The sequence below is a fragment of the Aquitalea sp. ASV11 genome, from assembly GCF_016429185.1.
GTDB classification, from domain to species: Bacteria; Pseudomonadota; Gammaproteobacteria; order Burkholderiales; family Chromobacteriaceae; genus Aquitalea; species Aquitalea pelogenes.
The window spans coordinates 1-12,084 of the sequence record NZ_JAELUD010000097.1; the positions used below are offsets into that span (position 1 = coordinate 1).

Genomic DNA, 12,084 nt, shown 5'->3' on the forward strand with positions numbered 1-12,084 from the left:
CTGACAAGCAATACCGGATGCGACTGTGGCGCGGCTTCGCCACTCAGTTGCCAGCCCAGAGCGGCCAGCAAGGATACGGTCAACAATTGCACCACCGCCACCCGGCGCGGGTGGCACTGGCCGGCAAAGCGGCCGACCAGGCTGATTTCCAGCGCAATCATGGCGGCCCCGGCCACAGTCAGCCATTCGCCTGCGCCGAAATTGAATTGCAGGCCACGCGGGTCGGACAACAGCACCAGCCCGCCAAAGGCCACGATGATGCCCAGCCAGGCCGCCAGCCGGGGCCGGTGGCGAAACAGCAGCAGCTGGAACAGGGGAACCAGCGGTACATACAGGCCGGTGAGAAAGGCCGACTTGCTGCTGGGAATCAGCTGCAAACCCAGCGTCTGCAGGCTGTAGCTGCCAAACAGCACGCTGCCTACCAGTGCGCCGGTCAGCAGTTCGCGCCGGGTCAGGCCGTGCAGTTCACGCCAGCTCAGCAGCAGGGCAATCAGGCCGGCCACGCCAAAGCGCAGGCTGACAAAGCTGAAGGGGCCAGCCCATTGCAGCGCGTGCTGCACCACCAGAAAGGTAAAGCCCCAGATCATGGTGACGCCGATCAGCACCAGGTCGGGCAGGCGGGATGGGCCGGGTGGCAGGCCGGCAGTGGCGGTCAGCGGAGTCATGGACGTGCTCTCGTTGCGGGTGGGGGTGCTGTGAAATATAATGCACAAATCACCACTTGGGCAATATATTGCACATAGCCATGAGCAAGGACGCAAACGGTTCGCTGCAAGTCATGCAAAACGTGGCAGACAATCTGCGACGGGCACGGCTGGAGCAGTGTTATAGCCAGGAAGTGCTGGCCAGCCGGGCGGGCATCAGCCGCCGCATGCTGGTGAATATCGAGGCCGGGGAAAGCAATGCCAGCATTGCCACGGTGGACAAGCTGGCCTCGGCACTGGGGCTGAGTTTTATCGACGTGGTGCGCCCGCCGTCGCTAAGTGACAAGGCCAGGGCCTTGCCGCTGCGCATCTGGCAGGGCGAGCAGGCAGACAGCCATGCCAGCCTGCTGGAGTCGCTGGCCATGCCGGGCATGACTCTGGAGCTGTGGCGCTGGCAGCTGGCGGCCGGTGACAGTTATCTGGCCGAGTCTGACGCGCCCGGCTGTCAGGAGCTGCTGTACGTACTGGCCGGACAGCTGCAATTACAGTTACCGCGGCAACGGCAAACCCATGTGTTGCAAGCCGGGCAGTCCCTGGCTTTTGCACTGGATCAGCCATGCAGCTATCACAATCTGGGTGCTGAGCCCTGCACATTCACCAAGAGTGTGCTGATGGTGCCGCATCAGGATCAATGAAAAACGGCCCCGCAGGGCCGTTTTTCATTGTCATGCGCGACCTTATTTGCTGATGGACTTGCCGTAGGTTTCGGCAGCAGTGCGCATTTTAGGCAGCAGGGTTTTTTCGGCAGAACCCAGCATGCTCTTCATGATGCCGTCGATCACCAGCGGCTGTTGCTTCATCAGCTTCTGGCCGGCCGGGGTCTTGTAGAAGGCCACGATCTGCTGCATTTCCGCGGCAGAGAACTGCGCGCTGTAGCTCTTGACCACTTCCTGCTCGAACTGCTTTTTCACAGCGGCAGAGTTGAAATAGTCAGCGGCGGTCTTGTGCACGCCATCAGCATAGGTCTTGAAGCCGTCCTGGGCCTTCTTTTGCTGTTCCGGGCTCAGGTTCACCTTGTTCTTCACCAGATATTCCTGCAGCAGCGGGCCGGCAGAAGCGGTGGTGCGGTTGGCCAGATCATTCGGCATATTGTTCAGGCCGATCACCTGGGCCAGTTCCTTGGCGGCGGCATCCTGTGCGGCATCGGCATGAGCCAGCATCGGCAGGGTCAGTGCAAGGGCGGCAATGGCGGTCTTGATCGGGCTAGCAGCAAACATGGGACATCCTTTTTAGCAATGGCATCTGGGACACAAGGCTGGCAGTGTGACACCGCCAGAGAGTGAGGTCAAAGCTGCTAGGAGGACGTTTGGTCAATGACAGTTCCCCGCCCGGCCTCAGGCCGCCAGGCTGCCCTGGGCGCGGGCACGCTCCAGCAAGGGCGGCAGCAGGGCCAGTCCTTCTTCCCATTGCTGATGGCCGGAGGCCACATTGATATGCCCGGCTTGCCGCAGCCAGGTGAGCGGGCTTTGCCAGTAGCCTGCCATGCGCGCGGCACGGGCAGACTTGCAGAACGGGTCGTTGTCGCTGGCCACCACGCGGCTGACAAAAGGCAGTGGCTGGCGCGGCAAGGGGGCAAACGGCATCAGTTCGCGCGGCACAAAGGGTCTTTCCACATCGGCCGGGGCCACCAGCAATGCACCGGCAATCCGTCCCGGCTGCAAGCGGGCATAGTGCGCCACGGTAATGCAGCCCAGGCTGTGGGCAATCACGATGGCCGGGCGGCGTGCCTGTGACAGGGCGTGGTCCAGCCCGGTCAGCCAGCTGTCCAGGTCCGGCTGTTCCCAGTTGTCGTTTTGCACGCGGATGGCGTTGAGGCGCTGTTCCCAGTGGCTTTGCCAGTGATCGGCCGCGCTGCCCCTCCAGCCTGGCTGGATGATGAAATCGAAGTCGTCGGCAATGGTGGTCATGACAGGTTCCCGGAAACAGATGCAGCAACTATAAGTGAGAATCCATAGCCTAAAAAGTGATAAATAATTGTTTTTATATTTCATTTGGTAATTTGATGCGCGCAGAAACATCACTGCTTTTTAGACTTATTTTGAATAATGGAATAAGAAACAATCATTTCTAGTGCTAAGCAATTCCTGATTACAGTGTGCCCATCAACGACGCCCATCGCCTCAGGAGCCACTCATGACTATCCGCACCAATCTGAAAGCGCTGGCAGCCGTGCTGCTGCTGGCTGTGACACCGCTGAAGGCAGCCGAACTGCTGAATGTGTCCTACGACCCCACCCGCGAGTTGTATCAGGATGTGAACAAGGCCTTTGCCGAGCAATGGAAGAAAAAGACCGGCGAAGAGCTGACCATCAAGCAGTCGCATGGCGGTTCGGGCAAGCAATCGCTGTCCATCCAGCATGGTCTGGCTGCCGATGTCGCCACCCTGGCCCTGGCTTACGATATTGATGTGCTGGCCGATGAAGGCCTGTTGCCGAAAAACTGGCAAACCCGTCTGCCGGACAACAGCTCGCCTTACACCTCCACCATCGTGTTCCTGGTGAAGAAGGGCAACCCGAAGCACATCAAGGACTGGAATGACCTGGTGCGCAATGACGTGCAGGTGATTACCCCGAACCCGAAAACCTCCGGTGGTGCACGCTGGAACTACCTGGCGGCCTGGGGTTATGCGCTGAAGAAGAACGGTGGCAACGAAGCCAAGGCCCGTGCCTATGTGGCCGAGCTGTACAAGCACGTACCGGTACTGGATTCCGGCGCACGTGGTGCCACGCTCACCTTCACCCAGCGTGGTCTGGGCGATGTATTGCTGGCCTGGGAAAACGAAGCCGTGCTGGCGGTAAAGGAAATGGGCCCGGACAAGTTTGACATCGTCACCCCGTCCATCTCCATTCTGGCCGAGCCGCCGGTGGCCGTGGTGGACAAGGTGGTGGACAAGAAAGGCACCCGCAAGCAGGCTGAGGCCTATCTGAAGTTCCTGTACACCCCGGAAGGCCAGACCATTGCCGCAGAAAACTACTACCGCCCGCGTGACCCCAAGATTGCGGCCAAATACGCCAGCCAGTTCCCCAAGGTGAAGCTGTTCACCCTCAAGGACGTGTTTGGCGACTGGCGCAGCGCGCAGAAAAAACACTTTGCCGATGGCGGCGTGTTTGACCAGATCTACAGCAAGAACTGATCTTCCCCAGCAAGGATGAACCATGACAGGCCGCACGATGCGGCCTGTTTTACATTCCATTTTCATTCTGTCTGCATCTGCCGCTTGTCACATGGCTGCGGTAGACTGAGCCACGCTCATTTCACCTGTTTCCTCTCACCCTCATGCAAGTATTTCACACCCCCCACGGTGCTTTGCGTTATCACGACCTGCCTGGCTACGGCGTGCCCTTGCTGTTTGTGCATGGCCTGGGCTGTGCTGCTTCCAGCGACTTTCCCCGCGTGGCGGCCGATCCTGCGCTGGCCGGGCGCAGGCGTCTGCTGCTGGATTTGCTGGGTGCCGGTTTTTCCGACCGGCCGGACGACTTTGCCTACAGCGTGGCCGCGCATGCCGAAACCGTGGCGGGCCTGATCGATCATCTCGGCCTGCCGCAGCTGGACATCGTCGGCCACAGCATGGGCGGGGCCGTGGCCATTACCGCCAGCAGCCTGCGCCCGGACAAGGTGGCGCGGCTGGTGTTGCTGGAGCCGAATCTGGATGCCGGCGGCGGGGTGTTCAGCCGCGCACTGGCGGCCATGAGCGAGCAGGAATTCGTCAGCCGTGGCCAGCGCCGCATGGCGCGGCTGGCCAGCCGTGAAGGCAGCCCGCTATGGGCGGGGTCGCTCTCTGTCAGTCATGCGCCTGCCGTGCACCGTGCGGCGGTATCGCTGGTACAGGGTGGTGAACCCGGCTGGCGCAGCCAGTTATTGGCGCTCTCCATGCCGCGCAGTGTGGTGGTGGGCGAGCGTTCCTTGCCACAGCCCGCGCTGACCCGCTTGACGCAAGATGGTGTGGCCGTGCATGTGCTGGCTGACGCTGGCCATGCCATGAGTGAAGACAACCCTGCCGGCCTGGCGGCCTTGCTGGCAGACATTCTGGAGCAAGACCATGTGGCGTGAATGTCGCTGTTACTGCCGGGCCATGCTGCTGGCCCTCAGCCTGGTGCTGCCGGTGCAGGCCGCCAGTTTGCCCGCCCCGCAGGAAGTCACCATTCCACTACCCGGCGCAGGCCTGTTTGGCAGCGCACTGGACATGCCGGCACTGCTGTACCGCCCGGCAGGGGATGGCCCGTTTCCGGTGCTGCTGTTTTCCCATGGCCGGGCTGGCAGCACGCAGGAGCGCCATCAGCTGAAATACCCCATGGGCCGCAGCCAGATTGCCTACTGGCTGGCCAAGGGCTTCATCATCGTGGCGCCCATCCGGCCCGGTTATGGCAATACCGGCGGTGGCGACCCGGAATATCACAGCGCGCACATGCTGGCACCGGGCCAGTGCAGCGGTCACCCGGATTATCGCCATACCGCCGAGGCAGGTGGTGCGGCAGTGCAGGCGGCGATTCGCTGGATTGCCCGGCAGCCCTGGGGGGCGGGTCAGCCCATCGTACTGGAAGGCCAGTCGGTTGGCGGTTTGCTGACGGTGGCGGTGGGGGCCAGCGCACCACCTGGCGTGGTGGCCTATATCAACTTTGCCGGTGGTGCCGGTGGCAATCCGGAAAAATCGCCCGGACAAAGCTGTGAGCCACAGGTTCTGACCGCCCTGTATGGTGATTTTGGCCGTCACACCGTATTGCCCAATCTGTGGCTGTATGCCGAAAACGACCAGTACTGGGGGCCGGATGAACCAGTGGCATGGCACCAGGCATTCGCCGCTGGTGGCAGCCCCACCCGCTTTGTCCATGCGCCTGCGGTGGCAGATGGCGATGGCCATGGCCTGAGCCGTCACCCGGCCGCGCTGTGGGCGGCAGCGCTGGATGACTTCTTGCAAAGCCTGCCGGTGCTGGCCGGGCGCATGAATCGCGTCGCTGCTTCACCTTGATGTCCGGGTTCTGCCAACTTCGGCAGCAACAAATGAAAAGCCGCCAGTGGATGATGCACTGGCGGCTTTTTTCATGCGGCAGATTGCCAAGATGGATGATCAGGGATAGACGATGCGCAGCAGGTTGGTGGCACCCGGCGTACCGAATGGCACACCGGCGATGATCACCATCGGCTTGCCTTGTTCGGCCAGCCCCAGCTTGGTGGCGCAGAAGGTGGTTTTCACCACCATGTCTTCCAGGTTTTCCGCATCCGGCCCGTTATAGGCCACCACGCCCCATACCAGGGTCAGGCGGCGGGCGGTACTGAGCCGGGGCGAGATGCCCATGATGGGGGTATGTGGCCGTTCGCGTGCCAGGCGCAGGCAGGTGGAGCCGGAGGTGGTGAAGGCGGCAGAGACGGTGACCGGCAGGATGGCAGCCACCTTGCGTACGCAGGCGGCAATGGCATCGGCCTGTTCCGGCGCGTCGGCGGCACTGTAGTCCAGTGCCATCACGCGGCGGTAGTCCGGTGCGCTTTCCACGCGGCGGATCACCCGGTCCATGATCTGTACTGCTTCCACCGGGAAGGAGCCGGCGGCGGTTTCCGCCGACAGCATCACCGCGTCGGCACCTTCATACACGGCGGTGGCCACGTCGTTGGCTTCGGCACGGGTGGGGGTGGGGGCGGTAATCATGGATTCCAGCATCTGGGTTGCCACAATTACCGGACGGCCCAGGTGGCGGCACTGGTGCACGATGCGGCGCTGTACCACCGGCACGTCTTCCGGCGGCAGTTCCACGCCCAGATCGCCACGCGCCACCATCACCGCGTCGGCCAGCTCGGCAATCTCGTCCAACTGGTCCACGGCCGACGGTTTTTCAATCTTCACCACTATGCCCACGCTGCTGCCTATCATCTGGCGCAGTTCGCGTACGTCTGCAGCCGTTTGCACAAAGGACAGCGCAATCCAGTCTGCGCCTTCCTGCAGCGCGAATTCGGCGTCCTTGCGGTCTTTCGGGGTAATGGCCGACAGCGGCAGGATGGTCTGCGGCAGGTTGAAACCCTTGCGGTCGGACAGCTCGCCGCCTACCACCACGGTGGTTTCAATCACCCGGTCCTGCACACGTTCCACGTGGAACGACAGTTTGCCGTCATTCACCAGGATGTGATGGCCGTGTTCCAGCGCGGCAAAGGCTTCCGGGTGCGGCAGGGTGACCTGGCTGGCATCGCCGTCCACCTGGTCCAGCACAAAGCGGTAGGGCTGGCCGACGCGCACGGTGACCGGCCCTTGCGGAAAGGTGCCAATGCGCAGCTTGGGGCCTTGCAGATCCACCAGCACGCCAATGGGGCGGCCCATTTCGGTTTCGGCAGCGCGGATGGCAGCCAGCCGGGCGCGGTGGTCGTCATGGCTGCCATGACTCATGTTCAGACGGAATACGTTCACCCCGGCGCGGGCCAGCGCCAGGATTTGCTGCGGGGTGCTGGATGCCGGGCCCAGCGTGGCGAGAATCTTGGTATTGCGGAGCATGTACTTGTCCTTGTCGATGCCGGCCTGCGTGGCCGTGGCGCGGTGTTGTCCGGGGACCTGATCTGCTGGCGGATTGCCAACGGCTGTCTCTTGGTTTTTGCCATGCTGCCACAACTGGCATGTAGTGGCTTTGCTACCTTGCAGGCACTTGGGCGGGGTGTTGCCACCTTGTCAGTCGGGAAATATTCCGGGTGCGTGATATGTGCGTTTTGCTTGCGCTGTCTGACGCTGGTGTTGTTATTTTGCCTCGTCTGGCGAATGGTGATGTTTGCTGCAAAGCAAGAAAATGCCAAATCCTTGTAGTGAAAGGCTTACAGACCATTTGCATTTCGGCTATCTTGCGCTGCAAAAACGGCATTGCCATGCCGGTACGTGGTCGGAATCAGGCTAGTGACGAAAGTTTCATGCGTATTGATTGACAGCTGAAGCGTGTTAACTAGAATGAGCCGAAAATAAAACGAACAATATAAATACAAAAAACAACATAACAAAGATTGCCCGCCCACCCCGCCTTGCGCAGGGCCTGTGGCGTTGCCGTCAAAACCAGTCAGCAAAAACGCTCGGCCAGCAACGGCCTTTGGATTGCCAAGGAGACACCTCACATGAAGAACCAGTTCATTCTGGCGCTGGATCAGGGCACGACCAGTTCGCGTGCCATTCTGTTCAACCAGGCCGGCGACATCGTATCGCTGGCGCAAAAGGAATTCCGCCAGATTTACCCCCAGCCGGGCTGGGTGGAACACGACCCACAGGAAATCTGGGGCGGGCAGGCCGGTGTGGCTGCCGAAGCCGTGGCCAAGGCCGGTATCGATGGCCGCAGCATTGCCGCCATCGGCATTACCAACCAGCGTGAAACCACCATTGTGTGGGATCGCGAAACCGGCCTGCCGGTGTATAACGCCATCGTCTGGCAAGACCGCCGCACCGCCGCCTTCTGCGATCAGCTGAAAGAACGCGGCCTGGCCGACACCATCCGCAACAAGACCGGCCTGCTGGTGGATGCCTATTTCTCCGGCAGCAAGATCAAGTGGATTCTGGACAATGTGCCGGGCGCGCGTGCCCGTGCCGAGGCTGGCAAGCTGGCCTTCGGCACCGTGGACAGCTGGCTGATCTGGAACTTCACCCACGGCAAGGTACACGTGACCGACGTGTCCAATGCCTCGCGCACCATGCTGTACAACATCCACACCCTGGAGTGGGATGCCGAACTGTTGGACATCCTGAGCGTTCCGGCCAGCATGCTGCCGGCAGTGAAAAGCTCCAGCGAAGTGTACGGCCACACCCATGCCGCCCATCTGGGGGTGGAAATCCCGATTGCCGGCGTGGCCGGCGACCAGCAGGCCGCCTTGTTCGGCCAGCAGTGTACCCGTCCGGGCATGGTGAAAAACACCTACGGTACCGGCTGCTTCATGATGATGAATACCGGTGAACAGCCGATTGAATCCACCAACAAGCTGCTGACCACCATTGCCTGGCAAGTGGATGGCAAGGTGCATTACGCGCTGGAAGGGTCGATTTTCATTGGTGGTGCGGTAGTGAAATGGCTACGCGACGGCCTGGGCATCATCCGCCACTCGGCCGATGTCGGCCCGCTGGCACAGGAGGTGGCCGACAGTGACGGCGTCTACCTCGTTCCGGCTTTTGCCGGCCTGGGTGCACCGCACTGGAACCAGGACGCGCGCGGCACCATCGTCGGCGCCACGCTGGGAACCAAGGCCGCGCACATTGCCCGCGCCGCACTGGACAGCATTGCCTATCAGACCATGGACGTGCTCAAGGCGATGGAAGCCGATGCCGGCATGGCCATTGCCGAACTGCGTGTGGATGGCGGTGCCACCGTCAACGAACTGCTGATGCAATTCCAGTCCGACATCCTCGGTGTGGACGTGGTACGGCCGAAGATTACCGAAACCACCGCGCTGGGCGCGGCCTATCTGGCTGGTCTGGCCGTGGGTTACTGGGCGGGGGTGGAGGACATCCAGGGCCAGTGGCAGCTGGACCGTCGCTTCCGGCAAGGCATGGCGGCTGAACAGGTCGATGCCAATGTCCGTGGCTGGGTGCGCGCAGTCAATGCCGCCAAGGCCTGGGCCGACGCCTGATGACCTTCCTGCACACAGCCGCCGCCATTCCTGTCACGGCCATGCCCGGGTCGTGCACAGGGGGCTTGCTGCCAGCGGTCCGGCTGTGTGATTTCCTTGTGTGATGAATGGCAGCAGCCGGAGCCGGACGACAGCAAGATCGTCCCGCCCTGGCCTGCTTCCAGTAACTGACGTCATGAAAGAGCAGCCACTGGCCAGAGTAGCCGGTGGTAGCGGGAGTCATGGCGCGGAGACCCTGCATGAACCCTTTGTTTGGTGAATTTATCGGAACGGCCCTGCTGGTGTTGCTGGGCAATGGCGTGGTGGCCAATGTGCTGCTGAACAATACCAAGGGCCATAACAGCGGCCTGATCGTGATTGCCTTTGGCTGGGCGATGGCGGTGTTTGTCGGCGTATTCAGCGTGGCGGCCATCAGTGGTGCGCACCTGAACCCTGCCGTCACCGTGGCGCTGGCGGTGGCCGGCAAGTTTGAATGGGCACGTGCTCCGGGTTACATCCTGGCCCAGATGCTGGGCGGCATGATGGGTGCGCTGCTGGTGTGGGTGATGTACCGCAAGCATTACGAAACCACCGACTGCGCGGATTTGAAGCTGGCCACCTTCTGCACCGGTCCGGCCATCCGCAGCCTGCCGGGCAATCTGTTGTCCGAGGTGCTGGCCACCTTCGTGCTGGTGTTTGCCATTCTCAGCATGGTGGCGCCCAAGCTGTCGCTGGGTGCGATGGATGCCTTGCCAGTGGCCTTGCTGGTACTGGGTATCGGCGTGTCGCTGGGCGGCACCACCGGTTATGCGATGAGCCCGGCGCGTGATCTGGCACCGCGCATCATGCATGCGCTGCTGCCCATTCCGGGCAAGGGTTCCAGCGACTGGGGCTATGCCTGGGTGCCGGTAGTCGGTTCCTTGCTGGGTGGCACGCTGGCGGCACTCACTTATACCCATCTGTAAACCTGTTGCTCCTGGTGCCCCGCCGCTGGCGGGGCCGGCAAGCCGCCTGCGGGTGGCTTTTTTTTCGTCCGCGACATGGCTGGTCCAGCGGATGGGCGATAAATGGAATACAAAACAAAGAATGTTGTGGTCAATACGCACATTGCGGCGCACAAAACGAACATAAACGAACATTTTGTGTTGAATTAGCCTTCGTATGCTTCTATGCTAGACAGCATCAACAAGCAGAATCCGCCTTCTTGCCCTGTAGCTCACAGGAGCAGGCCGGATACAGACAAGACCGAGGATTGCACTGTGAAACTCTATGACCTGATGGTGATTGGCGGCGGCATCAATGGTGCCGGTATCGCACGTGATGCGGCTGGCCGCGGCCTGTCGGTGCTGCTGTGCGAAAAGGACGATCTGGCCGCGCATACCTCATCGGCCAGCACCAAGCTGATTCATGGCGGCCTGCGCTATCTGGAATATTACGAGTTCGGTCTGGTGCGCAAGGCGCTGCAGGAGCGCGAAGTGCTGCTCAAGGCCGCGCCGCACATCATCTGGCCCTTGCGCTTTGTCATGCCGCACGACCAGGCCCAGCGCCCGGAATGGATGATCCGCTGCGGGCTGTTCCTGTACGACCATCTGGCCAGGCGCGAAGTACTGCCCGGCTCGGAAACCATCAGCTTTGCCAAGCACCCCTCCGGCGCACCGCTGAAAGCCGCATTCAAGCGTGGCTTTGTCTATTCCGACGGCTGGGTGCAGGATGCCCGGCTGGTGGTGCTCAACGCCATGGCGGCCGCCGAGCACGGTGCGCGCATTGTCACCCGTACCGCCTGTGTGGCGGCGCGGCGCGAAGGCGAGCACTGGCTGTGCACCTTGCAACACGAAGATGGTCGTCAGGAGCAGGTGAGGGCGCGCGCCGTGGTGAACGCCGCCGGCCCATGGGTGGAAAGCCTGCTGAAAGACACCTTGCAGCTGCCATCGCCCAAGTCCATCCGTCTGGTGAAAGGCAGCCACATCGTGGTGAAAAAGCTGTTTGATCACCCCTATGCCTATATTTTCCAGAACCCGGACAAGCGCATCATTTTTGCCATCCCGTACGAAAACGACTTCACCCTGATCGGCACCACCGATGTGGAATACCACGGCAACCCCGGCAGCGTGCAGATTGATGGCGACGAAGTGGACTACTTGTGCCGCATGAGCAACCGCTATTTCAATAGCCAGATTGGCCCGGACGACGTGTTGAGCACCTATTCCGGCGTGCGCCCGTTGCTGGACGATGAAGCCAGCAACGCTTCCAGCGTGACGCGTGATTATTCGCTGGAACTGGACAGTAACGGTGCGCCGATGCTGTCGGTGTTTGGCGGCAAGATCACCACCTACCGCAAGCTGGCGGAAGAAGCCGTCGACCGCCTGGCCCCACTGCTGGGTAATCACCAAGCCACCTGGACGGCCGGTGTACCGTTGCCCGGTGGCGACATGCCGAATGCCGATGCGGCGGCTTTCCTGGCGGCCAGCCAGCAGCGCTATCCATGGCTGCCTGCTGCTCTGGTGCAGCGCTATGTGAAAAGCTACGGCACGCGGCTGCATACGCTGATCGGCAGTGCCCGCAGCCTGGTCGACCTGGGCGAAGAAGTGCTGCCCGGCGTATATGAAGCCGAATTGAGTTATCTGGTGGATCAGGAATGGGCTACCAGTGCCGAGGACATCCTGTGGCGACGCAGCAAGCTGCGTCTGCACCTGCCGGCCAATGCCAGTGCCGTGCTGACTGACTGGCTGGCCCGTTATCGCCAGTGCGCGGTGCAGCCGGACAGTACCGCAGTGCACAGCGCCCAGCCGGGCTAAGCGTCACGATTTGTTGTGGTCGTATCTTGTTGT

11 protein-coding genes are annotated in these 12,084 nt (G+C 61.6%); 7 read left to right on the forward strand and 4 right to left on the reverse strand.

Translation table 11 applies throughout. From position 1 onward, the window contains the following. Positions 1 to 665 (reverse strand): DMT family transporter (locus JHD62_RS19820; protein WP_199104327.1); only part of this gene is annotated, 665 nt, incomplete at its 3' end. An 80-nt stretch (positions 666 to 745) separates the two neighbouring features. Here JHD62_RS19820 and JHD62_RS19825 point away from each other — a divergent pair. Then, positions 746 to 1,339, forward strand: coding sequence for a helix-turn-helix domain-containing protein (locus JHD62_RS19825; RefSeq protein ID WP_199104328.1), 594 nt, complete (start codon positions 746 to 748; stop codon positions 1,337 to 1,339). A 42-nt stretch (positions 1,340 to 1,381) separates the two neighbouring features. On the opposite strand, the gene JHD62_RS19830 is transcribed toward JHD62_RS19825, so the two are convergent. Both JHD62_RS19830 and JHD62_RS19835 read right to left on the reverse strand, forming a co-directional pair. Then, positions 1,382 to 1,921: a DUF2059 domain-containing protein gene (locus JHD62_RS19830; protein ID WP_199104329.1), complete on the reverse strand. Its 540-nt coding sequence runs from the start codon at positions 1,919 to 1,921 to the stop codon at positions 1,382 to 1,384. Positions 1,922 to 2,038: 117 nt separating this feature from the next. Next, positions 2,039 to 2,611: an alpha/beta hydrolase gene (locus JHD62_RS19835; protein ID WP_199104330.1), complete on the reverse strand. Its 573-nt coding sequence runs from the start codon at positions 2,609 to 2,611 to the stop codon at positions 2,039 to 2,041. 226 nt (positions 2,612 to 2,837) lie between these two features. Between JHD62_RS19835 and JHD62_RS19840 the strand changes: the two genes are divergently transcribed. From JHD62_RS19840 to JHD62_RS19850, 3 genes are all read left to right on the forward strand, one after another. Further along, positions 2,838 to 3,836: a sulfate ABC transporter substrate-binding protein gene (locus JHD62_RS19840; protein ID WP_199104331.1), complete on the forward strand. Its 999-nt coding sequence runs from the start codon at positions 2,838 to 2,840 to the stop codon at positions 3,834 to 3,836. 143 nt (positions 3,837 to 3,979) lie between these two features. Then, positions 3,980 to 4,753, forward strand: coding sequence for an alpha/beta fold hydrolase (locus JHD62_RS19845; RefSeq protein WP_199104332.1), 774 nt, complete (start codon positions 3,980 to 3,982; stop codon positions 4,751 to 4,753). Next, the gene (locus JHD62_RS19850; protein ID WP_199104333.1) at positions 4,743 to 5,669 is read left to right on the forward strand and encodes a dienelactone hydrolase family protein; all 927 of its coding nucleotides are present in this window, start codon (positions 4,743 to 4,745) and stop codon (positions 5,667 to 5,669) included. The genes JHD62_RS19845 and JHD62_RS19850 overlap by 11 nt, the downstream gene beginning before the upstream one ends. 99 nt (positions 5,670 to 5,768) lie before the next feature. On the opposite strand, the gene pyk is transcribed toward JHD62_RS19850, so the two are convergent. Beyond that, complete coding sequence (gene pyk / locus JHD62_RS19855) at positions 5,769 to 7,178, reverse strand: pyruvate kinase (protein ID WP_199104334.1); 1,410 nt, start codon at positions 7,176 to 7,178, stop codon at positions 5,769 to 5,771. A 602-nt stretch (positions 7,179 to 7,780) separates the two neighbouring features. On the opposite strand from pyk, the gene glpK reads away from it, so the two are divergent. The 3 genes from glpK (at position 7,781) to glpD (ending at position 12,051) form a co-directional block, all read left to right on the forward strand. Then, positions 7,781 to 9,277 (forward strand): glycerol kinase GlpK, encoded by a 1,497-nt coding sequence (gene glpK / locus JHD62_RS19860; RefSeq protein ID WP_199104335.1) that lies wholly within the window; start codon positions 7,781 to 7,783, stop codon positions 9,275 to 9,277. A gap of 239 nt (positions 9,278 to 9,516) precedes the next feature. Continuing rightward, positions 9,517 to 10,221, forward strand: a complete 705-nt coding sequence (locus JHD62_RS19865) for an MIP/aquaporin family protein (protein WP_199104336.1) — start codon at positions 9,517 to 9,519, stop codon at positions 10,219 to 10,221. Between the two features lie 294 nt (positions 10,222 to 10,515). Then, positions 10,516 to 12,051, forward strand: a complete 1,536-nt coding sequence (gene glpD, locus JHD62_RS19870) for a glycerol-3-phosphate dehydrogenase (RefSeq protein ID WP_199104337.1) — start codon at positions 10,516 to 10,518, stop codon at positions 12,049 to 12,051. Positions 12,052 to 12,084 lie beyond the last annotated feature (33 nt).